The following is a 26590-nucleotide window of genomic DNA, read 5'->3' as shown; positions in this document are numbered from 1 at the left end:
CGGGGGCTGGTCATCGGATCTCCGGTTCGGGGGCCGGGGCCTCGGGGGCGGACGGCACGGCGCCGGTGTGGGGCCCGGTGAACCAGTGGCGGGCGGAGACGAGCCACCACACGCCGGCGAAGCCGACCACGACGAGCACGGCGACGGGGGTGTAGTTGAAGCTCTCGGCGGTGATCGGGCTGGCGGTGGGCAGCATGAACAGGACGGTGATCACCGCCGTCCAGCCGACGGCGACCACGCCGATCGGCCGGCTCCACCGGCCCAGGTGCCAGGGGCCACGCGGGAAGTCCTCGCCCTGGCGCAGCCGCAGGTACACCGGGATGACGTAGGAGATGTACAGGCCGATGACGGAGATGGAGGTCACGGCGGTGTAGGCGGTGTTGTTCCAGAGCGCGGGCAGTCCGAGCAGCAGGGCGCCGCCGGTCGCCAGCCAGACCGCGTTGGTCGGGGTCTGGGTGCGCGGGGAGATGCGGTGCCACAGGCGGGAGCCGGGCAGCGCGCCGTCGCGGGAGAAGGCGTAGATCATGCGGGAGTTGGCGGTGACGGAGGCCATGCCGCAGAAGAACTGGGCGCCGATGACGATGAGCAGCAGGACCTGGGCGCCGCCGGAGCCGATCGCGTCGATGAAGATCTGTGCGGGCGGGACCTGGGTGTCGCTGTTCAGCGCGCCGTCGTAGTCGCGGATCGCGAAGGTGATGCCGAGCAGCAGGATCCAGCCCGCCACCAGGGAGACGGTGATGGCGTTGACGATGCCGCGCGGGCCGGAGCGGGCGGCGTCCTGGGTCTCCTCGGTCATGTGCGCGGAGGCGTCGTAGCCGGTGAGGGTGTACTGGGCCATCAGCAGGCCGAGCATCGCGACGTAGAGCTGGTTGTGGAAGCCGGTCTGGTTGACGAACTCGGTGAGGACGAAGGACACGGAGGCGTGCCGCTCGGGGAGGAACGCGAGCGCGCCCACGATGATCGCGACGCCGATCAGGTGCCACCACACGGACACGCTGTTGAGGACCGCGACGAGCCGTACCCCGAGGGTGTTGAGCAGGCCGTGCACCAGCAGGATGACCGCGAAGATCTCCATGGTGTGCTCGGGGGTGGCCGCGACGCCGAAGCGCAGGTCGAGGAAGGCGTTGGTGAAGAACGCGGCGCCGTAGTCGACGCCGGCGGTGACCGCGACCTGGCCGAGGAAGTTGAACCAGCCGGTGAACCAGCTCCAGGCCGGGCCGCGGGTGCGGGTCAGCTTGGCGGACCAGTAGTAGAGCCCGCCGGCCGTCGGGTAGCTGGAGCAGATCTCGGCCATGGCCAGCCCGACGCAGAGCGTGAGCAGCCCGACGACCGGCCAGCCCCAGACGATCAGGGCCGGGCCCCCGGTCTTCATGCCCGTCCCGTACAGGGTGAGGCAGCCGGAGAGGATCGAGACGATGGAGAAGGAGACGGCGAAGTTGGAGAAGCCCGACATCGAGCGGGCCAGTTCCTGGGTGTACCCCAGTTCGCGCAGCCGCTGTTCGTCGGCGGAAACGGGGGCGGTGTCCTCCGGAAACACGGCGGGGGCAGGGTGGTCGGGTGAGCGTGCGTCGGTCATGGGGCACCCCTGGGGGTAGAGGGCGTGCCGGGGGCACGCGGCCACGACGGCGTGGCGCGCTCGCTCCGGCGGGTTCGACGGTCGGACGGCTCTTCAATGGTCTGGAACCAGACCATTGGGTGGGTGAGCAGCATCGTTCCGGCTGGATCGGGGCCGCGTCAAGAGCGGAGCGGCAACAGGAGGCAACGTGTCCGGGAAACCGCATGTCGGTACGATTCCGGCGTGGACGTGGACGTGGACGAAGCGCGGGAACGGGCGCGGCCCGACTGGCAGGCCGACGCGATCCTGCGCCCGGTCCGGACCGGCAACGCCTTCGAGGAGACCGTCGAGCGGCTGCTCCAGGCGGTCAAGCTCGGCGTCTTCGGCTTCGGCGACCGGCTGCCCGCCGAACGGGACCTGGCCGCCCGGCTCGGCGTCAGCCGGGAGACCCTGCGCGAGGCGCTGCGCACCCTCCAGCAGGCCGGCTGCGTGGAATCCCGCCGCGGCCGCTACGGCGGCACCTTCGTCACCTACCGGATGCCCGCACCGGACGTCGCCGACCTGCGCCGCGCGGCCCGCGACCTCGGCGGCGCACTGGAGGACGCGCTGACCTACCGCCAGGTGCTGGAGGTCGGCGCCGCCGAGGCGGCCGCCCGCCGTCCGCTCTCCCCCGAGCAGCGGGCCCACCTGGAGGACCGGCTGACCGACCTGGAGGGCGCCCCCGCGGAGGAGTACCGCCGGCTGGACTCGCGCTTCCACCTCGCCATCGGCGAACTCACCGGCTCCCCCACCCTCGCCGCGGCCATCGCCGAGGCCAGGATGCGCCTCAACGACCTGCTCAACGCCATCCCCATGCTGGACCGCAACATCGCGCACGCCGCCGACCAGCACCGCGCCATGGTCCGGGCGATCCTCGCCGGCGACGGCGACGCCGCCCGCCGCGCCACCGAGGAACACCTCGCCGCCACCGCCGCCCTGTTGCGCGCCTTCCTGGCCTGAGGGAGGCCCCGGGACGTAGGGCACCCGCCAGGGTTCCGTCAACACCGGCCCCGCCACCGGCGCCGACCGGCTACCCTGGGCCGCTTGCCCGATCGACAACCGACCGAGGAGCCCAGCGCCGTGTCCGACAGCTTCGCGCACCTGCACGTCCACACCGAGTACTCGATGCTGGACGGAGCCGCGAAGAACGGAAAGCTCTTCGCCGAGGCGGAGAGACAGGGCATGCCCGCCATCGCGATGAGCGACCACGGCAACATGTTCGGCGCGTACGAGTTCTTCCACTCCGCCGCCAAGACGGGCGTCAAGCCGATCATCGGCATCGAGGCGTACGTCGCGCCGAGCTCGCGCTTCCTGAAGAAGCAGGTCTTCTGGTCCCCCGGCGGCCAGCGCCCGTCCGGCGCCGACGGCGAGGGCGGCAAGGACGTCTCCGGCGGCGGCCGCTACACCCACATGACGATGTGGGCGCAGAACGCCACCGGCCTGCGCAACCTCTTCAAGCTCTCCTCGCTCGCGTCGATGGAGGGCTACTACATGAAGCCCCGGATGGACCGCGAGCTGATCGCCGCCAACGCGACCGGCATCATCGCGACCACCGGCTGCCCCTCCGGCGAGGTGCAGACCCGGCTGCGCCTCGGCCAGTACGAGGAGGCGGTCAAGGCGGCCGGCGCCTACCAGGACATCTTCGGCAAGGAGAACTACTTCCTGGAACTGATGGACCACGGCCTCTCCATCGAGCAGGACGTCCGCGAGGACCTGCTGCGCCTCGCCAAGCAGCTGAACATCCCGCTGCTGGCCACCAACGACTCGCACTACGTGACCGCCGATCAGGCCGACGCCCACGACAGCCTGCTCTGCGTCGGCGTGGGCAAGAACAAGGACGACCCGAACCGCTTCAAGTTCCAGGGCACCGGCTACTACGTGAAGACCGCCGCCGAGATGCGCGAGCTCTTCCGCGAACTGCCCGAGGCCTGCGACAACACGCTCGCGATCGCCGAGCGGGTCGAGTCGTACGAGGAGGTCTTCACCTACGTCGACCGGATGCCCCAGTTCGACGTGCCCGAGGGCGAGACCCAGGCCTCCTACCTGCGCCAGAAGATCGCCGCCGGCCTGCAGCACCGCTACGGCGACAACCCCAGCCAGGAGGTGCTGGAGCGGATCGAGCTGGAGATGGGCGTGATCACCCCGATGGGGTTCGACGCCTACTTCCTCGTGGTCGCCGACATCTGCCAGTACGGCCGCGACAACGGCATCCCGGTGGGCCCCGGCCGAGGCTCGGCGGCCGGCTCGATGGTCGCCTACCTGACCGGCATCACCCAGCTGGACCCGCTGGAGCACGACCTGCTGTTCGAGCGCTTCCTCAACCCCGAGCGCATCAACCCCCCGGACGTCGACATCGACTTCGACGACCGCCAGCGCGACCAGATGGTCCGCTACGTGACCGAGAAGTACGGCGCCGCGTACACGGCCCAGGTGAACACCTTCGGCACGATCAAGGCCAAGGCCGCCGTGAAGGACGCCAACCGCATCCTCGGCTACCCGTTCTCGATGGGCGACCGCATCACCAAGGCGATGCCCCCGGACGTCATGGGCAAGGGCGTGCCGCTGGCCGACCTCTTCGACGAGAAGCACCCCCGCTACAACGAGGGCACCGAGATCCGGGCGCTGTACCAGAACGAACCGGACGTCAAGAAGATCATCGACACCGGGCGCGGCATCGAGGGGCTGATCCGCGGCACCGGCGTGCACGCCGCCGCCGTCATCCTCTCCTCCACCCCGCTGCTGGACCTGATCCCGCTGCACATGCGGGACAAGGACGGCGTGATCATCACCGGCTTCGACTACCCGTCCTGCGAAGCCATGGGCCTGATCAAGATGGACTTCCTGGGCCTGCGGAACCTGGGCATCATCGACCACTGCATCAAGATCGTGAAGGCCAACCGGGGCATCGACGTCGACATCGAGAAGATCCCGATCGACGACCCCACCACCTACCAGCTGCTCGCCCGCGGCGACACCCTCGGCGTCTTCCAGCTCGACGGCGGCCCCATGCGCGCCCTGCTCAAGCTGATGAAGCCCACCGAGTTCGCCGACATCTCCGCCGTCTCGGCGCTGTACCGGCCCGGCCCGATGGGCATGAACTCGCACACCAACTACGCGCTGCGCAAGAACGCCCAGCAGGAGATCATCCCGATCCACCCCGAGCTTGAGGAACCGCTCAAGGACGTCCTCGGCCCCACCTACGGCCTGATCGTCTACCAGGAGCAGGTCCAGCGCGCCGCCCAGGTGCTCGCCGGCTACTCGCTCGGCCAGGCCGACCTGCTCCGCCGGGCCATGGGCAAGAAGAAGAAGGAGGTCCTGGAGAAGGAGTTCGTCCCCTTCCACGCGGGCTGCAAGGAGCGCGGCTACTCCGACGAGGCCATCCAGGCGGTCTGGGACGTCCTGGTCCCGTTCGCCGGCTACGCGTTCAACAAGTCCCACTCCGCCGCGTACGGCCTGGTCTCGTACCAGACCGCCTACCTGAAGGCCAACTACCCGGCCGAGTACATGGCCGCGCTGCTCACCTCGGTCGCGGACGACAAGGACAAGATGGCCGTCTACCTGGCCGAGTGCCGGCAGATGGGCATCAAGATCCTCTCCCCCGACGTCAACGAGTCGGTCGTCGACTTCACCGCCGTCGGCAGCGACGTCCGCTTCGGCCTCAAGGCCGTCCGCAACGTCGGCGTGCCCGTCATCGAATCCCTCGTGAACACCCGCCAGGAGAACGGCAAGTACACCTCCTTCGCCGACTTCCTGGACAAGGTCGAGCTGGTGGTCTGCAACAAGCGCACCGTCGACTCCCTGGTCAAGGCCGGCGCCTTCGACTCCCTCGGGCACACCCGGCTCTCGCTCAGCACCGTCCACGAGAGCGCGATCGACGCCGTCACCGGCGTGAAGAAGCAGCAGGCCATCGGACAGGACGACCTCTTCGGCGCCCTCGACGGCGGCGACGGCGCCCCCGCCATCGGCCTCGACTTCCAGCTCACCGACAACGAGTGGCCCCGGCGCCAACTCCTCGCCCTGGAACGGGAGATGCTCGGTCTCTACGTCTCCAGCCACCCGCTGGACGGCGCCGAGCACATCCTCTCCCAGAACCGCGACACCTCGATCGCCGAACTCCTCGGCTCCGGCCGCTCCGAGGGCGAGGTCCGCCTCTCCGGCCTGATCACCGCCGTCGACCGCCGGATCAACAAGGCCGGCAACGCCTGGGCCATCATCACCCTCGCCGACCGCGACGGCTCCGTCGAGGTGTTGTTCTTCCCCGCGACCTACAACCTGATGGCCGAGCAGATGGTCGAGGACAACGTGATCTCGGTCCGCGGCCGCCTCAACGAACGCGACGGATCGCTGAGCATCTTCGGCCAGGAGATCACCACGCTCGACATCTCCTCCGCCGAGCTCGGCACCAAACCCCCGGTCCAGATCACCGTGCCCGCCTCCCGGATCACCCCCCAGGTGGTCGCCGAGCTCAAACTCGCCCTCCAGGCCCACCCCGGCGACGTCCCGGTCCGGCTGCTGACCACCAACTGGGACAAGAACACCCTCTACGAGCTCGGCTTCCTGGTGAACCCCGACAACGGGCTCGCCTCGGACGTCAAGACCCTCCTCGGCAACCGCGCCTGGGCCGGCACCACCGCCCGGTCCTGAGCCCTCCACACGGGAGCGGGAAGTCGGCCTGGCCGACTTCCCGCTCCCGTCGTTCCCGTCGTTTCCTCTCGTTCCCGTCAGCCCAGCCGGCCGACGTGCGCCAGCGCCCGCTTGAGCAGGATGCCCTGGCCGCCCGGCATCTCCTGCTGCACCAGCGGCGAGGCGGCCTCCTCCGGGCTGAACCAGACCAGGTCCAGCGCGTCCTGCCGGGGCCGGCAGTCCCCCGCCACCGGGACGACGTAGGCGAGCGAGACGGCGTGCTGCCGGGGGTCGTGGAACTCGGTGGCGCCCAAGGTCGGGAAGTACTCCGCAACGGTGAACGGCTGCAGCGAGGCCGGGATCCGGGGCAGCGCCACCGGCCCGAGGTCCTTCTCCAGGTGCCGCACCAGCGCGTCCCGGATCCGCTCGTGGTGCAGCACCCGGCCGGAGACCAGCGTGCGGCTGACCGTTCCGTCCGGGCCGATCCGCAACAGCAACCCGACCTGGGTGACCTCCCCCGCGGCATCGACGCGGACCGGAACGGCCTCGACGTAGAGGATCGGCATCTTCGCCCGGGTGGTTTCGAGCTCCTCGGGAGCGAGCCAGCCCGGCGTGGTTTCCGTGATGTCAGACACCCGTTGATCGTACGTTCCCGCCGGGACCGGTGGGGCGGGAGCCCCGCGTGCGGCATTCGGGTGAACCGGCCCGGTGTGACGCCACTGTGACGCCGGATCGGACGGCGCGGTGACAGACCGTCGTGAGACTGCGGGGGATCACTGACGAGAGGAGCGCCCATGCCCACCGCACCCACGTTCCCGGGCGTGTACGTCGAGGAGGTGCCAAGTGGTGTTCATCCGATCGTCGGTGTGCCCACCGCGATCGCAGCCTTCATCGGCTGGTTCCCACGCGGTCCGATGAACCGCGCGGAGGAGGTCCTCTCCTTCGCCGACGTCGAGCGGAAGTTCGGCGGCCTGCACCCCGACAGCGACACGTCCTTCGCACTCCAGCAGTACTTCCTCAACGGCGGCGCCCGGGCCCACGTGGTCCGCGTCGCCGCCCCGGGAAGCGGCAGCGACGCCCTCGGCACGGCCCACGCCGACGTCCCGCAACGCGGCGGCGCCGCCGCGTTCACCGTCACGGCCCGGGACGAGGGGAAGTGGGGCAACAACCTGCGCGTCCAGGTCCTCGCGGCGACCGAGTCCGACCGGTTCGACCTGGTGGTCAGCCTGCTGAGCGACGACACCGCCGACGCGACCGTCGCCCGCCAGGAGATCTACCAGGGACTGACCGCCGACAGCGCCAAGACCGCCGACCCCTTCTACGTCACGACGGCCGTCAACACGGCCTCCGAGCTGGTCACCGTGAGCTCCGTGGCCGGAAAGCCCGTCCCCAGCGGGCTCCTCTCCTCCCCCGTGGTCGATCCGTCCACGCTCCAGGCGGGCCCCCTGAACATCGACGTGACGATCGGCGGAGCCGGGGCCACCGCGAGGAAGATCACCTTCCCGGGCAAGCCGGACACCATCGAGACGCTGGCCGCGACCCTCCAGTCGGCGCTGCGGACCGCCGTGGCGAACAAGCCCGTCTGGTCCCAGGCCGTGGTTCGGGTGGTCCTCCCCGACACCGACCCCCACAGCCCCGACTTCGGCAAGAGCCGGCTCCAGATCCTGCCGGGTGCCGCCTCCGCCCTGCCCATCACCGTCGACAACATCGCCGGCGACAACACCGCGACCGATCTCGGCCTGAACGGCGTCACGTCCGAGCACGGCGCCGTCGTCCTAGCCGGCGGCGGCGACGGCGCCCACCCCGGCGCGGAGGAGCTGGTGGGCAGCGAAGTCGGCACGGGATCGGGCATGTTCGCCCTGGAGAACACCGACTTCACGCTCCTGAGCTTGCCCAGCCTCGGCAACCTGGCCGCCGCGGACAGCGACCGCTTCGCCCCCGACGCCTCGGACGACGCCGCGCGGGACGGCGACTACAGCAAGGCCGTCGGCAACGCGATCGCCTACTGCCGCCGCAAGCGCGCCCTGCTGCTGCTCGACCCGCCGAACACCATGCAGAGCCCGACCGCGCTGCGCAACTGGCTCCAGAAGCACAGCAACATCCGCGACGAGTACAGCGCCCTCTACTACCCCCGGCTCGACATCGCCGACCCCACCCGCCAGTACCGCACCCGCTCGTTCGGGCCGAGCGGCACGATCGCCGGCCTGATGGCCCGGATCGACGCGGCCCGCGGCGTCTGGAAGGCCCCCGCCGGGACGGAGGCCAAGCTGTTCGGCGTCCAGGACCTGGCCTACGACCTCACCGACCCGGAGAACGGCACCCTCAACCCGATCGCGGTCAACTGCCTGCGTACCTTCCCCGCCTACGGCCAGGTCTGCTGGGGCGCGCGGACCCTGGCCGGCGGCGACGCCTCCGCGACGGACTACAAGTACGTCCCGGTGCGGCGGCTGGCCAACTTCCTGGAGTCGAGCCTGCTGATCGGCCTCAAATGGGCCGTGTTCGAGCCCAACGACGAGCCGCTCTGGTCGCAGATCCGGCTGAACATCGGTTCGTTCCTGCACGGCCTGTTCGTGCAGGGGGCCTTCGCGGGGCGCACGCCGAAGGAGGCCTACCTCGTCCGGTGCGACGCCACCACCACGACGACCACGGACCAGGGGCTCGGCGTGGTGAACGTCCTGGTGGGCTTCGCGCCGGTGCGGCCCGCCGAGTTCGTGATCATCCGGGTCCAGCAGCTCGCCGGCCAGACGCAGAGTTGAGGGGAGCCCACTCATGGCCCAGTTCGCCGTCAACACCAACCGCTTCGACCCGTACAAGAACTTCAAGTTCAGGGTCAAGTGGGACGGCCGCTACGTCGCGGGCGTCAGCAAGGTGAGCAGTCTCAAACGCACCACCGAGGTGGTCGAGTTCCGCGAGGGCGGCGACCCGTCCAGCGCCCGCCGCTCACCCGGCCGCACCAAGTACGAGGCGATCACCCTCGAACGCGGGGTCACCCACGACCTGGAGTTCGAGGCGTGGGCCTCCAAGGTGTGGCAGCACGGCGCCGCCCTCGGCGCGGAGGTCAGCCTCGCGGACTTCCGCAAGGACATCGTGATCGAGCTCTACAACGAGGCCGGCCAACTCGTCATCGCCTACAACGTTTTCCGCTGTTGGGTGAGCGAGTACCAGTCGCTGCCGGACCTCGACGCCAACGCCAACGCGGTGGCCCTCGCCCACATCAAGCTGGAGAACGAGGGCTGGGAGCGGGATCCGGCCGTGGTCGAGCCCAAGGAGGTCTCGTTCTCCCTATGATCCCCGGACTCGGTATCGGCCCGGCGCGCCCGGTACAGCTGCGGCACGGCCTGGCGACGCGCCCCGCCACGGCGGCCACCGTCCGCGTGCTCACCGGCGCCGACGAGGCGGCCCTCGGCGGCGGGAACGGCCCCGGCGGCGAGCACTGGGTCACCCTGGTGCTCGCCACCGCGGTCGCGGAGCTCGGCGGCAGCCGCCCCGAGCCCGAGGAACTGCGGGCGCTCAGCGTCGGCGACCGCAACGCGCTGCTGCTCGCACTGGTGGCCTCGACGTACGGCTCGCTGGTCGAGTGGGTGCTCGACTGCCCGTCCTGCGGCGAGCGGCTGGACGCCGCCGTCGACCTGGTGGAGCTGCTGGGCGACGCGGCGCACGCCCCCGCCGCGCCCCGCCCGCCGGCGGGACTGCCCGCCTTCCGGCTGCCCACCGGCGCGGACCTGGAGGCACTGGCCGAACTGCTGCCGGCCGTACCGGGCCCCGCCGTCGGCGACCCGGCCGCCGACGATCCGGCCGAGCAGGCCCGACGGCTGCTGCTGGACCGCTGTGTGACGGCCTGGCACACCGTGGACGAGGCGACCGTCGCGGCCGTCGAGACCACCATGGCGGCCACCGACCCGCTCGCCGACATCGAGCTGCTGCTCTCCTGCGCCGCCTGCGCCGCCCCGGTGCCGGCCGTGCTCGACCCGGCGGCCGAGCTGGCCGCGCGGCTCACCCCGCACCGCCGGCTGATGACCGACGTCCACGCCCTCGCCCTCGCGTACGGCTGGACCGAGCCCGAGGTGCTGGCGCTGCCCGCACCGCGCCGGGCCGGCTACCTGACGCTGATCGCCGACGGCGAAGCCTGGGCGGGTGACCAGTGACGGCACCGGCCCCGACAGGGCTGCTGCGCCGCCTCGTCGCCCGCGCGATGACGGCCGGACCTGCCACCCCGAGCCCGGCACAGCCGCGGCCCGAGCCGGGCGCTCCGCTGCTGCCCAGCACCGCCGAGTCCCACCTGTCCTGGTTCGCCGCCCGGGCCGCGGCCGGCGCCCGTCTCCGGGCCGAGCGGGCACCCCGCCCGGCCGATCCGCCCGGGCCCGCGTCCTGGCCGCACGCCGACCAGGACGGGCCGGCGGCTGCACCCGCCGCTGTCCGGGAGTCGCGCGCCGAGGGCGGCGAGCGGCCGGTGCCCACAGCCCCGCACGCGTCGCCGTCCGGCGCTCCGGCGCCGCTCCGGCGGTCGGTACCGGCAGCCGGCCCCCAGAGCCTGCCGATCACACCGCTCCGGGTGGAGCGCCGTGCGCCGGCGGCGCAGCCGGACGGGCCCGGGCGAACCGCCGCCGAGCCCGAGGCGGAATCCCCGGCCCACCGGGCGCCGCGCCGCCGCACCCCGGGCGCCGACCCCGCGCCGAACGCCGGGCCGAGCCGGGAGCGCGGCCTCCGGCCGCAGGACCCCGGCCGCGCCGCCCGGCCGGTCGGTCCCGGGCCGTACCCCGACTGTCGGACCGCCGAGCAACCGGCCGCCGCCCCGCCGCTGCCGCCGGCGGTGGTGCTGCGCCCCCGCCCGGGCGACCCGCTGCCGAGCGCGTCTTCCCCGTCGGTGCCGGGCCGGGCAGGCCGGCGCAGCCGGGCCGCCGAGGCGCCCGCACCGGCCCCGGTGGTGGTCCGGATCGGCCGGGTGGAGCTGGTCGTGGCACCCGCCGCGGCGGCACCGGCCCCGGCCGCACCGGCTGCGCCGGCCGCCGCTCGGCACCCCGACCTGCTCGCCGCCCACCGTCGGCACGACGGGGGGTGGCCCGGATGAGCAACGCACTCGCCGTTCCGACCGTCACCGCCTCCCTGGTGACGCTTCTCCAGTCGCGCATCGACGCCGCGTCCGTCATGCCCCGCCCGACCGTCAAGGCCGGGACGCTGGCGGACGACACCAACCTGCCGCTGGTCGGGGTCCACCTGTACCGGACCGGCCGCAACGCCTCACTGGCCGCGGACGACCTGCCGACCCGCCCGCCGTACGGCGGTGCGCCGCGCGAGGTGCCGCGGACGGCGCTGGAGCTGCACTACCTGGTCACCTTCCGGGGCCAGAGCGCCTTCCAGAGCGAGCAGCTGCTGGCGCTGTGCGCGGCCGCCCTGCACGCCACCCCCGAGATCTTCCCGGCCCTGATCGAGCAGGCCGCCACGGACCACCCGGAGATCGCCAGGAACGACCTGGCCCGGGCCCGCGAACGGGTGCGGCTGCGCCCGGAGGAGCTGAGCATCGACGAGCTGACCCGGCTCTGGGCGCTCTACCAGCCCGGGGCCTTCGCCCTCAGCCTGGCGTTCGTCGCCGGGCCCGTCGTGGTGGAGTCCCCCGAGGCCGCGGGCACCGTGCTGCCAGTGCTGCGGACCGGCCTGGGCACCCGGGTGCTGAGCGGCCCCCGGCTGGACGTGGTGGCCGGACCGGAGGGCCCCGGCGCGCCGGTCCGGGCCGCCGCCCCGATGCCGGATCTGCGGCTGTTCGGTTCGGCCCTCGCGCCGCTTCCCGGCGAGACGCTCAAGGTGCTGGTCGACGGTGCCGCCGCCCCGGCCACGGTGGTCGACGCCGGGCAGCTGACCGTCCCGCTGACCGGGGTGCGGCCCGGCGAGCACACCGTGCAGGTCCAGCGCCTGACCGCGCCGCTCGACTCCACCGTCTCCCTGACCGCCCCGGCCCTGGCGAGCGCGCCCGTCGCGTTCACGGTCCTGCCGACCCTCGGCGCGGTGACCGCCACGCCCGCCCCGGGTGCGGGCGCCTACGACGGCACCCTCACCGCCGACGTCCTCCCGCCGCTCACCGGGTCGGAGCGGCGGGTGCGGCTGCTGCTCGACCGGGTGCGCCCGGACGCCACCGTGGCGCTCGCGCTCGACGTCACGCCCGCGCCGCAGGCCGCCCTCGGCGTCCGGCTGACGGCCGCGCCGCGCGGCGACTACCGGGTGACGCTGGAGGTCGACGGCGCCCGGAGCCTGCCGCCGCTCGACCTCCACGGACTGTTCCTGCCGCAGGAGGTGACCTTGTGACCACCGTCGGACACGAGCGGCCGGCCACCGCCGCCGACCCGGCCGACCCGCCGCCACAGGCCGCCCCGGGCGCCGTCTGGGCCCGGGACAACCAGCGGCACCTGGTGCTGCACGCCGAGGCCGTCGCCGCCCGGCTGGACGGCCGCCCGGCCGACGCCGAGCGGCCCGAGCGGGCCGCCGCGCTGCTGGCCGCCGAGGTGGCGGCGGACACCGGCACGCCGGTCGCGCTGCACCGGATCGCCCGGCTCTTCGGCCTCACCCGGTTCGAGCAGGACGTCCTGCTGGCCGCCGCCGCGCCCGAGCTCGGCCTGCCCTGCGCCACCGGCCCGGCGACCTTCTCCCGGGCGCTCGCCACCCTCCCGGACCCGCACTGGAGCGCGCTGCTGCCGGACGCGCCGCTGCGGCACTGGCGGCTGGCCGACCTGCCGCCGGAGCCCGCGCCCGGCCGGTACGGCGGCCTGGCCCAGCTGCCGCTCGCCGTGGACGAGCGGGTGCTGCACGCCCTGGTCGGGGCGGACACCCTGGACGAGCGGCTGCGCGGGAGGGCGCGGGCGGCCGAGGACCTCTGCCGACTGGCCCCCGGTCAGCTGGCGGCCGTCGGCCGGCTCGCCGCCCTGGTGGCGCCAGGGCCGGTCGGCCGGTCCGGGCCGGCCACGCTCCCCCGCCCGGTCTCGCTGGTCGGCGAGGACCGGCTGACCCGGCGCCAGGCCGCGGTGCAGGCGGCCCGCGCGCTGGGGCTGAGCACGCTGGTGACCGAGGCCGGGGACGTACCGCCCGACGCCCCCACCGCCGAGCTGTACGGGCGGCTGCTCGCCCGTGAGGCGGCGCTGGGCGGGCGGCTGCTGCTGATCGAGGCGCCGGACCGGCCGATCGGCCCGGGCCACGGCCCGGACGGGGATCCGGCGGCCTTCGCCGGACCGGCGCCGACGGTGCTGCGGCTGGCCGCGGACACGGGCTCGTACGGCGTGCCGGTGGTCCTCTCGCTCGCCGAGCCGCCGGCCTGCGCCACCGCGCAGCCCGTCCTGCGGCTGCCGGTCGCGGGCCCTGGCGAGCGGCGGGAGCTGTTCGCCGCCGCCCTGGCGGACTCGGGCCGGTCGGCCGGCCCGGCCGAGCTCGCCGAGCTGGCGCAGTGCACCCCGCTCACCCCGGCCGCGATCGCGCTGGGTGTCGAACGGGGCGTGCGGCTCGCCGCCCCCGGTTCGGGGGCCGTCCCGGTGGCGGACCTGGTGGCGGCCTGCCGGGCCGCCGACGAGCAGCCGCTGCACGGCCTGGCGCGGCTGTGCCGCCCCGGGCGCGGCCTCGACTCGCTGGTGCTGGCCGAGCCCGCCGAGCGGGCGCTGCGGGCGATGCTGGCGCAGGTCCGCCAGCGGGGCCGGGTGCACGACGAGTGGGGGCACCCCGGGCCGGGCGAGCGGGGCCTGGCGGTCACCGCCCTGTTCAGCGGGCCGAGCGGCACGGGCAAGACCACCGCGGCCGAGGCGGTGGCGGCCGAGCTCGGGCGCGACCTGGTCTGCGCCGACCTGGGCCAACTGGTCAGCAAGTACATCGGTGAGACCGAGAAGAACCTCTCCCGGCTGTTCGCCGCCGCCGAGGCGGGGGCGGTGCTGCTCTTCGACGAGGGCGAGTCGCTGTTCGGCCGGCGCACGGCCGTCCACGACAGCCGCGACCGGTACGCCAACCTGGAGGTCAGCTTCCTGCTGCAGCGGCTGGAGACCTTCGGCGGGATCTGCATCGTCACCACCAACACCCGGGAGGCGATGGACTCGGCGTTCCTGCGGCGGATGCGGTTCGTGGTCACCTTCCCCTTCCCGGACGCCGAGCAGCGGGCCCGGCTCTGGGAGCGGGCCTTCCCACCCGGTGTCCCGGTCGACGGGCTGGACCCGGCACGGCTGGCGCAGGTCGCCGTGGCGGGCGGCACGATCGCCCAACTCGCCCTGCACGCCGCGTTCCTGGCCGCCGACGCGGACGAGCCGGTACGGATGGCGCACGTGCGCGAGGCGGTGCGGATCGAGTGCGAGAAGCTGGAGCGCCCGCTGTCCCCGCACGAGTTGCGGGGGTGGGAATGAGTGTTCCGGCCGGGCCGTGGGCGGGCGGCGGCGCCACCGCGCCGATCGAGGTGGAGATCGAGCACCTGGTACTGCGCGGCGTGCGGGAGGCGGACGTGCCGCAGGTGCTGGAGGTCTTCCGCCGCCGGCTGGCGGAGCTGCTGGCCGATCCGGCGGCGCCGCGCACCCCGGTGACCGACGCCCGGGTGCCGGGCCCGGACGACCCGGAGTCCCCCGTCCGGGGCCCGGGCGGCGAGCGGCTGGGGCGGGAGCTGGCGGAGGCCGTGGCGAGGGCGGTGCGGCGATGACCTCCCCGTCCGCCGGCCCCGGCCTCGCCGGAGGGGGCCGGCCACTGGAGGCGGGCACCCGCGACCGACTGTCCGCCAACCTCCGGCACGACTTCACGCCCGTGCGGGTGCACACCGGCCCGGAGGCCGACGCCGCCGCCCGCGCCCTGGGGGCCCGCGCGTACACCGTCGGCCACGACGTCGTCTTCGCGCACGGCTCCTACGACCCGCTCACCGCCCCCGGCCGTGCGCTGATCGCCCATGAGCTCGCCCACGTCGCCCAGCACGGCGGCCGCGCGCACGCCCCGAACCTGCTCGCCGCGGGCGGCAACCACCTGCCCGCCGCTTCGGCCGCGTTGGAGCAGCAGGCCGAGCACGCCGCGGCACTGTCGGAGCGCCCGCTGCCGCCCGGCTGGTCCTGGCAGCGGGCGACCGCGCCCTTCCTCGGCCGGGCCGAGGAGAACCCGCCGCCCGCCACCGTCTGGCAGCCCTTCACCGTCACCTACGCGGGCCAGCAGCGCACCGTCGAGACGGTGCGGCAGCTGCCGGAGGACCCGACCGTCGTCCTGGTGGACCTGGGTGCCTTCGTCCTCCCCCGGGAGAAGGGCCCGTGGCAGAAGGAGTACCAGGCGCTGGCCGCGATGAACGCCAAGGACGGCGGGGCCCTGCAGGCCGTCACCGACGTCAGCGGCAGGTACATCCGGGCCGAACTGTGGGAGAGGCGCGCACCGACCGACGAACTGCGCGCGCTCTGGCTTCAGCGCGTCAAGTGGCCCGCGGAGCTGGCCCGCCAGTGGTGGTACGAGGCGGGCGGGAAGAAGCAGGACGCCGGGGAGTTCCGGCCGGCGTCGCAGGCCGACAAGACCCAGATCGACCACGTCATCGAGCTCCAGCTGGGCGGCACCAACCTGCCGAACAACCTCGCGCCGCACGACGCCAAGGACAACATGGCGAGCGGGCGCAGGATCTGGACCGATCTGCGCAACGCCGCGAGCCAGGTCGTCAAGGCGCTCAACCAGCAGAACCCCGACTTCAGGCCCCGCAGTCTGACCCTGCGCTTCTCCGACGTCGTCCAGCAGGGCACCTACGAGGCGCCGGCCCTGGAGACGCTGCCCGTCGCACCGGAGCAGCAGGACGCGGTGATCGCGAGGCGCCGCGGCCAGGCGGTGAACTCCCTCGCCGTGCACAACACCGCCCTGGCCGACCTGCAGGCCGGCAGCCGGCCGAACCAGGCCGACGTCGCCAGGCTGGAGAAGGCCTTCGCCGACCGGACTCCCTACCCGCTCTCGGCCGGGGCCGTCTCCCAGGTGCTGCGGGTGGCCCCCGAGATCCGGCCGACCGTACCGGACCCGATCGCCGGCGACCAGGCCAATGACGCGGCGCGCGAGCTGATCCCGGGCATGGGGCTGAAGTCGCTGCACCGGACCGTGGACCACCGCCACGACACCGTCACCGCGAACTTCGAGGACGTCCGGGCCGGCACCCGGCTCCCGTTGGCGGTCAGCCCGCTCAAGGGCGGCGGCGACTTCCTCCTGAACGTGGTGGACCCGGGCGCCGCTGGCCGGCTGGCTTTCCCTGACAAGGGCAAGCGGATCGAGTTCACGTACCCGTACCTGAGCACCGGCCACCTGGACCTGCGGATGGCCGAGGAGGGGCTGGTCGGCAAGGGCGCGATCACCCCGAGCATCCCGCTGCTGAACCGCAGGCCGATCGATGTCACCCTGGACAGCCAGGGGCTGCACGCCTCGGTGAGCCCGCCCCTGGACGCGCTCTCGCTGCCGCCGTTCAAGCTCACCGACACCTCGCTGGCGATCTCCCTCGGGCCGGGCTTCACGGCCGGCGGGCACCTGGGCTTCGAACTCGCCCGGGTCGTCACCGGCGACCTGAACGCGGAGGCGGACACCGCCGGGCTGTTCGCGACCGGCACGCTGCACGCCACCGTCCCCGGACTGGACCGGGCCGAGGCCAAGGTGAGGTACCGCCCGGACACCGGGGTGACCGGGCGGCTGGACCTGCGGGCCACGCCCCGCGCCGGGCTGGTGACCGGCGGCTCGGTGGTGGTCGACTTCGCGGGCGGCCGCTGGGGCGCGAGCGGGGAGGTCAACCTGTCGGTGCTGGGCACCCCGATCGACCTCAAGGTGGCCAGGCGCGGCGACCACCTGGTCTACACCGGGCACGGCACCGTCACCGTGCCCGGCCTGAACCCGTTCGACCTGCGGGCCTCCTACGACGGCGAGCGGGTCACCGGCTCGGGGCACACCACCTTCACCATCCTCGGCCTCGACGGCGAGATGGAACTCGGCTACGACGAGGGCCACTTCACCGGCAAGGGCTCGATCAAGCTCAAGCGCGACCGGGTGAGCGGGAAACTCGAAGCCGTCCTCGACCGGGAGGGGCGGATCTCGGGCAAGGGCGAGGTCGAGCTGCAGATCCGGCCCGGCCTGGTCGGCCGGGCCGCCGTGCTGCTCTCCCCCGACCAGCTGCTGCGGGTCGAGGGCGAGCTGCGCTTCCCGCCGTACCGGTTCCTGGAACCGCGGGGCAACCGCTACCAGATCTTCGACATCCCGTTCCCGGAGATCCCGCTCTTCGCCGTGCCGCTCGGCCCGGTCTCGCTCGGCCTGGTGGCGCAGCTGAGCGCCGCAGCGGCGTTCCGGTACAGCTTCGGGCCGGGCGAGATCAGGGACCTGGTGCTCTCGGCGGCCTTCAACCCGCTGGAGGCCGACACCGACCTGAAGGTCGGGGCCAAGGCCCGGCTGGTGCTCCCTGCCGAGGCGGGCCTGGAGCTGCGGTTGCGGGCGGCGGCCGGCCTCTCGGCGGGCGTGGCCAGCATCACCGGCGGCATCAGCGTCACCGGCGGGGTGCTGCTCAGGGGCGGGTTGAACGCGGAGGCGGAGCTGGTGTACGCCCGGAAGGTGCTGGCCTTCCACGCGCAGGCGCAGATCAAGGTACAGCCGGTGCTCACCCTCGCCATCACGGCGGACATCACGGCCAAGGCGCGGCTGCTGGGCGAGAAGAGCTGGCCGTACGAGCTCGCCGCCTACGCGTTCGACACCGGGCTGGAGTTCGGGCTGATCGCGCCGTTCGACTACGAGTCCGACAAGCCGCTGCGGCTGCCGGAGGCGAAGGACATCCAGTGGATCACCCCGAAGATCGACGTGTTGGCGCTGGCCGGGCAGATCACCGACCGGGTCCGCAGCGGGCTGAAGTTGTAGATGCACGGGATTGGGGTTGTCGATGAGCGAGTTTCCCGGCCGGCCGCGGCTCACCAAGGGGGCGCTGTTGGTGTTCGGGTCGGTCGCGCCCGTCCCGGTGCAGCTGATCGTGTTCCCGCTGAACCCGGACTCCCTCGCACGGCGCTTCGACCTGGGGCAGGCCGTCGGGGCGAAGCCGCCCGCCGGGGCGGGCGAGTCGCAGACTCCCGCGACCACGCCCGTCGAGACGCTGACCGTCTCGCTCGCGCTGGACGCCGCCGACCAGCTGGAGCACCCGGCCGCCAATCCGGTCACGGTGGTCAGCGGGCTGCTGCCGGTGATCTCGGCGATCGAGCAGCTGATCCACCCCTCCACCGTGCTGGCCAAGTTGACGAAGCTCCAGGCGGAGATCGGGCTGGCCGTCATCACGCCGCAGGGGCTGAACTGGACGGTGCTGGTCTGGGGCGCGGGGCGGGTGCTGCCGGTCAAGGTGGCCGGGCTGTCCGTCACCGAGCAGGCCTTCGACGCCAGGCTGAACCCGATCAGCGCCCGCGCGGAACTCCAGCTCACCACGCTCAGCCAGGACGAGCTCAAGGCCGCTCCCGTGTTCATCAGTGCGCTCGCCGACGTGCACGCGGTGGCCCGGGAGGTGTTCTCGGCCGTGAACACCGCGCAGTCCGCCGCGCAGGCGCCGTCCGTCCTTCCGCTCTGACCGCCCGCAGCCGCCCTACCCGTCCTTCGCAGGAGGCCCGATGTCCGACCCCGGAAGCCGCTACCGGGACGTCCCGTCGGCGGTGCACGTCGACGAGCGGGGCCGGGCCCGGCCGTGGGTGACCCTGCGGGTACCGCCGGCCACCGGCCCGACCGTCACCGGCGCGACCCGGCCGCACGACCGGCTGGACCTGCTCGCGTACCGGGCGTACGGCGACCCGGGTGCCTGGTGGCGGATCGTCGACGCCAACCCGGCCACCGCGTCCGCCGGCCCGGCGGCGGTGCTGGAGCCGCCCGGCACGCCGATCGAGCTGCCGCAGCCCGTCTCGCCGGAGGCGCTGTCGTGACGGCCGTGACCGTCGTCCTGCTGGTCGACAACGCCCCCGCCCCGGGCGAGGTCCTGGACGCGCTGCAGGAGCTGGTCGTCGAGACCACCCTGGACGCGCCCGGCACCTTCCGGCTGCGACTGGGCACCGGGCTGTCCCCGCGCGGCGAGTGGCCGCTGCTCGAAGCCGACCGGTTCACCGCCGGGCAGAGCGTGCGGATCGGAGCCGTCCTCGGCACCGTCCCCCTGCCGGTCTTCCTCTTCGCCGGGTACGCGGCGACCCGCTCCGTGGTGTACGGGGAGAACGCCGGGGACTCCTCGGTGGAGGTCGGCGGCCTCGACGCCACCGGCCTGATGAACCTCCAGGACCGCACCCAGGCCTGGCCCAACCTGCCGGACGCCGTGATCGCGGCCCAGATCTTCGCCGGCTACAAGCTCGTCCCCCAGGTCTCGCCGACCGGTCCGGTGCTGATCGAGCCCGAGGGCACCACGGTGCAGCGCGGCAGCGACATCCGCTTCCTGCGCCGGCTCGCCCGGCGCAACGGCTTCGAGGTGTTCACCCTGCCGCAGGCCAACACCGGCATCGAGGTCGGCCACTTCCACCAGGTCTCGGCCGAGGGCCTGCCGGTCGCCACGCTCGCCGTACGGGCCGGCAGCGCGAGCGGGGTCACCGACCTGCGGATCGGCCACGACATGCTGCGCGCCACCACCGTCACCGCGGACGCGATGGACCTGCGGCACAGCGGTCAGAGCGCCGAGGTGACGGCCGTCAGCTCCACCATCGGCGGCACCAGCGTGCTCTCCGGGCTGAGCCCGACCCCGGTCACCCGGCTCACCGGCACCGCCCTGACCGGCGCGGGGGACCTGCGCACCGCGGCCCAGGCCCTGGTCGACCGGGCGGCCCTGGCGATCGTCGCGGAGGGGACGGTGGACGCCTCGGTCGGACCGCTGCGCCCCGGCGACCCGATCCGGCTGGCCGGGGCGGGCCCCGCCTACAGCGGGCCGTGGCTGGTCCGCAAGGTCGTGCACCGGATCACCCCCAGGGCCTACAGCCAACGCTTCACCGCGGTGCGCAACGCGGTGGGCGATTCGGGACTGCTCGGCGCACTGGGAGGCTGAACGACCGTGCTGGACCACGCACTGCTGGCGATCGGGGCGAGCACCGACCGCTACTTCGGCAAGTACCGGGGGGAGGTCACCAGTGTCGACGACCCGCTGAAGTCGGGGCGGCTGAAGGCCAAGGTGCCCGAGGTGCTCGGCGACGTCGAGACCGGCTGGGCCCTGCCCTGCACCCCGTACGCGGGGCAGCGCTCGGGCCTGTACACCGTGCCGCCGGTCGGCTCCCCGCTCTGGGTCGAGTTCGAGGCCGGCGATCCGTCCCGCCCGATCTGGACCGGCTGCTGGTGGGGGCCGCTGGAGGCGCCCGGCGCGCCGACCTCGCCGCTGCCCAGCCCGGGCCGGCGCGAGCTGGTCAGCGAGACGGGCCTGACGGTGAGCCTGGACGACGACGGCCACACCCTGACGGTCAGCGACCTGACCGGACAGAACCTGCTGGAGATCAAGGCGGACTCCGGCCAGGTGACACTGCAGGCGCTCACCCAGGTCACCCTGGAGGCCCCGCTGGTCAGCCACGGGCGGCAGGCCGCCGAGCCGGCCGTCCTCGGCACCCAGCTGCTGAGCTACCTGACCCAGCTCGCCACGCTCGTCAACACCCACATCCACCCGGGCATGGTCGCCGGGCCGGTGCCCGTGGTGCCGACCCCGCCGGTCGCCCAGGTGCCGCCGCCCACACCGGCCCTGCTCAGCGTCAAGAACCTGGTGGAGTAGCGCAGATGACAGCAATCCGGCCTACGGCCCGTCCTCAAACCCCCGTCGTCCGGGAGCCGTCGTGACCGGGCCGCTCTCCTTCCCGCTGCGCGTCGACGGCACCGGGCGCACCGCGAGCGCCGACCCGGACCGGCACGTCCGCGAGCTGATCGAACTGGTGCTGCTGACCGAGCCGGGCGAGCGGGTGATGCGCCCGGACTTCGGCTGCGGGCTGCGCGCGCTCGTCTTCGCGCCGCTCGGGGACGTCCTGGCGACGGCCACCCAGGCGCTGATCAAGGCCCAGCTGCACACCTGGGCGGACGACCTGGTGGCCGTCGACCGGGTGGACACGGTGGCCCGCGAGGACGGCTCCCTGGTGGTCACCGTGGCCTACCGCCGCCGGGTCGACCGCGGCGCCGGCGTCGTCCAGGTGGTGGTGCCGGCATGACCGAGGCGATCCTGCCGCCCGACCCGCTCACCCGGCGCCGGGCCGAACTCCTGGTCGAGGAGGACCGGGGCAACGGCATCGACTACGTCGAGGTGGATGCAGCCGACCACAGCCGGCTCACCGTCGGCCTGCTGCGCGACCTGCCCGCCGGCGCGGACCCCTTCAAGCTGGTCAGCCGCCCCGACCAGGTGCTGGTCAAGGGCGGCGAGCGGATCCGCGGCATCCGGGTGGTGGCGGTCTCCGTCACCGACGCGCGGACCCTGCTGGTGCGCACCGACGAGCCGGGCGACTTCAGCCGGTACGAGCTGGAGCTGGCCGTCCCGGACCTCGACCCGGTGCTGCGCCGGATCGGCTTCTCCTTCATGGCCACCTGCCCCTCCGACCTGGACTGCCGCGCCCCCGGTCCCGGCCCGGCCGACCCGGGCGGGCCCGAACCGCTGCTCGACGTCACCGCCAAGGACTTCGCGGGCTTCCGCCGGATGCTGCTGGACCTCGCGGCCCAGCGCCACCCCTCGCTCTCCGACCGGCACCCGGCGGACCTCGCCGTCACCCTGCTCGAACTGCTGGCCTTCCACGCCGACCAGCTGTCCTACGCCCAGGACGCGGCCCTGCTGGAGGGCTACCTCGGGCTCGCCCGCCGCCGGGTGTCGGTGCGCCGGCACGTCCGACTGGTCGACTACGCGCTGCACCAGGGCCGCAACGCCGCCACCGCGGTGCACCTGGCCGTCACCGCGCCGATCAGCGTGCCGCGCGGCACCCGGCTGCTGACCACGATCCCGAACCCGCTGGCCGGCCAGACCGGCGCCCCGCCACCCGGGATCCGGACCGAACTGGTCGACGCCCGGGCACTGGCCACGCCCCCGCTGGACGGTTCGGTGGTGTTCGAGACCGCCCACAAGCTGACCGCCGATCCGCTCGGCAACACACTGCACCTGCACCACTGGGGCGAGGACAGCTACTGGCTCCCGGCCGGCGCCACCACCGCCTGGCTCTGGGCCGAGGACCCGGCGCACCCCGCGACCGCCGCCGAGCCGGTGCTGAAGGCCGGTGACCTGCTCGTCCTGGAGCAGGTCCGCTCGCCGCGCACGGGGCTGGCGGCCGACGCCGACCCGACCGCCCGCTGGGTCGTCCGGCTGACCGACGTCCAGCCCGGCAGCGACCCGGCGTACCTGCCCGCTGTCACCAAGGATCCCGACGGCCGGGTGCGGCTGACCGGGCGCACCCACGACGCCGACCCGCAACTGCCGCTGCTCGCCGTCCGGTGGGCCGCCGCCGAGGCGCCCGACCGGCCGGTCTGCGTCCGCGCCGTGCAGACCGACGGCGACGTGCTGGAGGACGTCTCGCTCGGCCGGGGCAACACCGTGCTGGCCGACCACGGCCTCACCGTCGACGGGATCGACGTCACCCCGGAGGGCTGGGACCCGACGGCCGCCGGGCCGCTCGGCGGGCCGCTCGACCCCCGGCTGCGGCTGCCGGACGCCCCGCTGACCCATCAGGCGGGCGCGCCGGACACCGAGCGGACCGACCTGTCCGGCGGGCCGCAGACGGCCGTCCCGTCCCTGACCGTCACCGCCCGGCCGCGCTCGGGCCCGCCCGAGGTGTACTCGCCGGTGCCGGACCTCTTCGACAGCGGGCCCAACGACCTGCACCTGGTCGTCGAGGTGGACGACACCGGGCACGGGCTGATCCGCTTCGGCCGGCCCCCGCTGGGGCGGCCGCCGCTGCAGGCCCAGACCTTCGAGGCCCGCTACCGGATCGGCAACGGCACGGCCGGCAACATCGGCGCCGAGGCGCTGGCGCACATCGTCCTGCCCGACGCCGACGCCAAGCGGGTGCAGACCGTCCGCAACCCCGTGCCGGCCACCGGCGGCACCGAGCCGGAGAGCATCGAGCACGCCCGGCGCCTCGCCCCCGACGCCTTCCGGGCCCGGCAGGAGCGCGCCGTCACCGAACAGGACGCCGTCGACGCCGTGTTGCGGCTGCCGGCCGTGCGCGCGGCGGTGGCCGCACTGCGCTGGACCGGCAGCTGGTACACCTGGCTGGTCTCCGTGCTGCCCGTCGATCCCACGGCGCTGGTGGACACCGGCGGCAGCCACCAGGAGCTCTCCACCGCCCTGCGGGCCGAGGTGGTGGCCGCCCTGGACGCCGTCCGGCTGGCCGGGCAGGACGTGGACGTCCGGCCGCCGCAGTTCGTCGCCGTCGAACTCGCGCTGCACGTGTGCGCCGCCCCGGGGCACAGCCGCGCCGTGCTGCGCCGCGCCGTACGGGACGCCCTGATCGCCGGGCGGCTGCCGGGCGGACGGGCGGGACTGCTCGCCGGGGCGGCGCTCGGCTTCGGGCGGCCGCTGCTGCTCGGCGAGGTGTACGCGGCGGTGGCCGCCGTCCCCGGGGTCGACTCGGTCAAGGCGCTGGCGCTGCGCCGCTACGACGCGCCCGACAACGGGGAACTCGCCGCCGGGCGCCTGGATGTGGCGCCCTGGCAGGTGCTGCGCCTGGACGACGACCCGAGCCTGCCGGAGCACGGCGTACTGCACCTGGAGATCGACGGAGGTACCCCTTGAGACCCCCCGGCACCTGCCCCGGCGGCCTGCCCGAGACGCCGCTGCCGGTCGACAACCCGGCGGGCCTGCCCGCGCTGCGCGCCCGGATCGGCGACTTCGCCTCGTTCCAGCGGACCATGCTGGAGCGGATCGCCGCGCAGCCCGAGCTCGCCGGGCTCACCACGCGGGACCAGGACGACCACGCGATCACGCTGCTGGAGCAGTGGGCCGCGCTCGGCGACGTCCTGACCTTCCATCAGGAGCGGTACGTCAACGAGCACTTCCTCGGCACCGCGGTGCTCGACGAGAGCGTGCACCGGCTGGTCGAGCTGATCGGCTACCGGCCGCGGCCGGGCGTCTCCGCCACCGCGACGCTCGCGTTCACGCTCGCCGCCGGCGCCGCGCTCACCGTGCCGGCCGGGTTCCCGGTGCAGAGCGTGCCGGGACCCGGCGAGCAGCCGCAGACCTTCGAGACGCTGGAGGGCTGCGCGGCCGACTGGCGGCTCAACGCCCTGCCCGCGTACGGGAAGCCGGTCGCGGTGGATCCGCTCGCCGGGGCCGAAGGCGCGCTGGTCCACCCCGCCGACGTGCCGCGCTGGGCCGGGGTGCTGCGGCCGGGCGACCCGATGCTGGTCGTGGTCGAGGGGCCGGAGTCGGCGCACGTCAAGATCGGCGGCTCCGGAACGCGGGAGACCGGCTCGGTCCTGCGCACCACCGTCGCCGCGCTGGACGCCGGGCCGGACGGGCTGCGGCTGCGGCTCGCCGCGCAGACCGCGGCAGCGGGCGCGGCCGCCTACCGGCCCGCGCGGTCCCTGCTGGTCAACGGGCACGACGTGCCGGACACCGCACCGCCGATCATGTCCAAGAACGGCGACAAGATCACCTGGGACGTCGGGAAGGCGAGCGAGGTGGAGATCGCGGCCGGTGCGCCGCTGCCGCTGGAGCGCAAGAACGAGTCGCTGGCCGTCGGGACGCCGCTGCTGGTGGTCGACCCCGGGGCGTTCACCCGCGTGGTCCGGGTGACGAAGACCGCGCCCGGCACCGAGCAGCTCCTCGGCGCCACCGGGCCGACCAGCCAGGTCGCCGAGGTGACCGTCGATCCCGAGCTGCCGAAGATCGCGGACCGCCGCAAGGTCCAGGTCGTCCAGCTCGACGGGGAGGCGGTCCGCTGGCTCGGCCTGGACCACCCGGACCGGCTCGGCAACGAGCTCTGGATCCCCGGCCTGGCGGTGGCCACCGCACCGCCGCCCCCGGCCGAGGCCGAGGCCAACGCAGGGGCGGCGGCCGACTCCGTGCAGGTGCTCGGCCCGCCCGGCACCGACCGGGCCGCGGCACCCGTGGTGGCCCCCGCCGACCTGCCCCGGGGCCGGCGGCTGGTGCTCGCGGCGCCCGGCGGGCGGGCCGTCGCCACCACCGTCCAGGGCGGCGTCCGGCTGGAACCGGCCGGGGCGGACCCGGCCGCCGGGGGTGTCCGGGCCGGCGACGCCTGCTACCTGGTGGTGCCGCTCGCCGCACAGCCCGAGGACACCGACCCGCTGGACGCCGCCGCCACCACCCTGCTGGGCAACGCCGCGACGGCGAGCCACGGCGTCACCGTCCCGCACGAGGTGCTCGGCTCCGGTGACGCCTCGTCCGCCTTCCAGCGCTTCGCCCTCGCCCACGGCCCGCTGACCCGGGTGCCCGCGGCCACCCCCGAGGGCTCCGTCACCGCCCTGACCGTACGGGTCGGCGGGCTCGCCTCCCGAGAGGTGCCGCAGCTGCTCGGCGCCGGGCCGGACCAGGTCGTGTACGAGCTGCGCACCGAGGCCGACGGCTCGACCGTCGTGCAGTACGGCGACGGGACGAACGGCGCCCGCCCGCGCAGCGGCGCCGGCAACGTCGTCGCCGACTACCGCTACGGCGCCGGGCTGGCCGGCCGGGTCGGCGCCGGCACCCTTACCCAACCGCTGCACCGGCTGCCCGGGCTCGACGCCGTGGCCAACCCGGCCGCCGCCCAGGGCGGCGCCGACCGGGAGGACGGCAGCGCCCTGCGCGAGCGGGCCCCCGGGACGGTACGGGTGCTCGGCCGGGCCGTCAGCGCGGCGGACTGCGCGGACCTGCTGGTCGCCACCGGCCAGGTGGCCAAGGCCCGGGCCGCCACCGTGTGGGACGGCCGCGGACTGCTGATCGCGGTGACGGTGGCCGGCCCCGCCGGCGGCACCTTCGACCCGGCCGGGCGTCGGCTGCTGGCCCGTACCGTCGCCTCGGCGAGCCCGCCCTACCGGCGGGTGGTGGTCCAGGACTTCACCCCGGTGCCGCTGGTGCTCGCCGTCACCGTCGCCCCGGGCCCGGCGGCCGAGGCCGAGACCGTGCTGGCCGGGGTGCGCGCCGCCCTGGCCGGGCGGCTCGGCTTCGACCGCACCGACCTCGCCCGCGCGCTGCACCTGTCCGACCTCTACCTCGCCGCCGCCGCGGTGCCGGGGGCGGCGACGGTCACCGTCACCCGCTTCGGCTTCGCCCGACCGCCCGGGACCCCGGACGCCGTCTGGGCGGCGTTCCTCGCCGACCACGGGGCCGACCCGGCCGACGGCGACCTGCCCGAGCGGCTGCGGCTCCTGGACGTCCGGGCCGGCGCGGGCGGCGGCGTGCTGCCGGCCGAACTGCCGGTGCTCGCCCCCGACCAGCTCACCGTCACCCTGGCGGCGGCGCCGCCCGCACCGACCACCGGCGGCCTGACATGACGC

At 74.3% G+C, this 26590-nt stretch carries 19 protein-coding genes; 17 read left to right on the top strand and 2 right to left on the bottom strand.

The annotated features are described in order from the left end of the window. Nucleotides 1-10: 10 nt before the first annotated feature. Nucleotides 11-1576: an amino acid permease gene (locus BX285_RS22425; protein ID WP_373560541.1), complete on the bottom strand. Its 1566-nt coding sequence runs from the start codon at nt 1574-1576 to the stop codon at nt 11-13. Nucleotides 1577-1798: 222 nt separating this feature from the next. Between BX285_RS22425 and BX285_RS22420 the strand changes: the two genes are divergently transcribed. Together BX285_RS22420 and dnaE are read left to right on the top strand one after the other, a co-directional pair. Further along, nucleotides 1799-2554, top strand: coding sequence for a FadR/GntR family transcriptional regulator (locus BX285_RS22420; RefSeq protein ID WP_259470641.1), 756 nt, complete (start codon nt 1799-1801; stop codon nt 2552-2554). A 120-nt stretch (nt 2555-2674) separates the two neighbouring features. Continuing rightward, nucleotides 2675-6238, top strand: coding sequence for a DNA polymerase III subunit alpha (gene dnaE, locus BX285_RS22415; protein WP_121176805.1), 3564 nt, complete (start codon nt 2675-2677; stop codon nt 6236-6238). A 77-nt stretch (nt 6239-6315) separates the two neighbouring features. Here the strand turns inward: dnaE and BX285_RS22410 are convergent, their stop codons facing one another. Continuing rightward, complete coding sequence (locus tag BX285_RS22410) at nt 6316-6843, bottom strand: NUDIX hydrolase family protein (protein ID WP_121177826.1); 528 nt, start codon at nt 6841-6843, stop codon at nt 6316-6318. Nucleotides 6844-7011: 168 nt separating this feature from the next. Here BX285_RS22410 and BX285_RS22405 point away from each other — a divergent pair, with 168 nt between their 5' ends. From BX285_RS22405 to BX285_RS22335, 15 genes are all read left to right on the top strand, one after another. Then, nucleotides 7012-8973, top strand: a complete 1962-nt coding sequence (locus tag BX285_RS22405; protein WP_121176802.1) for a phage tail sheath C-terminal domain-containing protein — start codon at nt 7012-7014, stop codon at nt 8971-8973. 13 nt (nt 8974-8986) lie between these two features. Beyond that, entirely contained in the window at nt 8987-9505 is a 519-nt protein-coding gene (locus BX285_RS22400; protein WP_121176799.1) for a phage tail protein, read from the top strand. Then, nucleotides 9502-10362: a hypothetical protein gene (locus BX285_RS22395; RefSeq protein WP_121176797.1), complete on the top strand. Its 861-nt coding sequence runs from the start codon at nt 9502-9504 to the stop codon at nt 10360-10362. Before BX285_RS22400 ends, BX285_RS22395 begins: the two co-directional genes overlap by 4 nt. Continuing rightward, the gene (locus BX285_RS22390; protein ID WP_121176795.1) at nt 10359-11285 is read left to right on the top strand and encodes a hypothetical protein; all 927 of its coding nucleotides are present in this window, start codon (nt 10359-10361) and stop codon (nt 11283-11285) included. The genes BX285_RS22395 and BX285_RS22390 overlap by 4 nt, the downstream gene beginning before the upstream one ends. Beyond that, entirely contained in the window at nt 11282-12514 is a 1233-nt protein-coding gene (locus tag BX285_RS22385; RefSeq protein ID WP_147465208.1) for a Pvc16 family protein, read from the top strand. The genes BX285_RS22390 and BX285_RS22385 overlap by 4 nt, the downstream gene beginning before the upstream one ends. Continuing rightward, nucleotides 12511-14580 carry an ATP-binding protein gene (locus BX285_RS22380; RefSeq protein WP_121176790.1) on the top strand — a complete coding sequence of 690 codons (2070 nt, stop codon included), beginning with the start codon at nt 12511-12513 and terminating at the stop codon, nt 14578-14580. The genes BX285_RS22385 and BX285_RS22380 overlap by 4 nt, the downstream gene beginning before the upstream one ends. Beyond that, nucleotides 14577-14867, top strand: coding sequence for a hypothetical protein (locus tag BX285_RS22375; protein ID WP_097239617.1), 291 nt, complete (start codon nt 14577-14579; stop codon nt 14865-14867). Before BX285_RS22380 ends, BX285_RS22375 begins: the two co-directional genes overlap by 4 nt. Continuing rightward, nucleotides 14864-18058, top strand: coding sequence for a DUF4157 domain-containing protein (locus BX285_RS22370; RefSeq protein WP_121176788.1), 3195 nt, complete (start codon nt 14864-14866; stop codon nt 18056-18058). Before BX285_RS22375 ends, BX285_RS22370 begins: the two co-directional genes overlap by 4 nt. Nucleotides 18059-18080: 22 nt before the next feature. Beyond that, nucleotides 18081-18749: a hypothetical protein gene (locus BX285_RS22365; RefSeq protein ID WP_097239615.1), complete on the top strand. Its 669-nt coding sequence runs from the start codon at nt 18081-18083 to the stop codon at nt 18747-18749. A gap of 40 nt (nt 18750-18789) precedes the next feature. Continuing rightward, a complete protein-coding gene (locus tag BX285_RS22360) occupies nt 18790-19095 on the top strand; it encodes a tail protein X (protein WP_097239614.1) in 306 nt (101 codons plus the stop codon). Beyond that, on the top strand, nt 19092-20192 hold the full coding sequence (locus BX285_RS22355) for a phage late control D family protein (protein ID WP_121176785.1): 1101 nt from the start codon (nt 19092-19094) through the stop codon (nt 20190-20192). Before BX285_RS22360 ends, BX285_RS22355 begins: the two co-directional genes overlap by 4 nt. Nucleotides 20193-20198: 6 nt before the next feature. Further along, complete coding sequence (locus BX285_RS22350; protein WP_097239612.1) at nt 20199-20900, top strand: phage baseplate assembly protein V; 702 nt, start codon at nt 20199-20201, stop codon at nt 20898-20900. 61 nt (nt 20901-20961) lie between these two features. Further along, nucleotides 20962-21327, top strand: coding sequence for a GPW/gp25 family protein (locus BX285_RS22345; protein WP_097239611.1), 366 nt, complete (start codon nt 20962-20964; stop codon nt 21325-21327). Then, complete coding sequence (locus BX285_RS22340) at nt 21324-23888, top strand: baseplate J/gp47 family protein (protein WP_121176783.1); 2565 nt, start codon at nt 21324-21326, stop codon at nt 23886-23888. Before BX285_RS22345 ends, BX285_RS22340 begins: the two co-directional genes overlap by 4 nt. Beyond that, nucleotides 23885-26587: a baseplate J/gp47 family protein gene (locus tag BX285_RS22335; protein ID WP_121176780.1), complete on the top strand. Its 2703-nt coding sequence runs from the start codon at nt 23885-23887 to the stop codon at nt 26585-26587. The genes BX285_RS22340 and BX285_RS22335 overlap by 4 nt, the downstream gene beginning before the upstream one ends. Nucleotides 26588-26590 lie beyond the last annotated feature (3 nt).

It is taken from the genome of Streptomyces sp. 1114.5, from assembly GCF_003635085.1.
GTDB lineage: Bacteria > Actinomycetota > Actinomycetes > Streptomycetales > Streptomycetaceae > Kitasatospora.
Note: the sequence above shows the minus strand (reverse complement) of the source record. Positions and strands in the feature narration are given on the sequence as shown.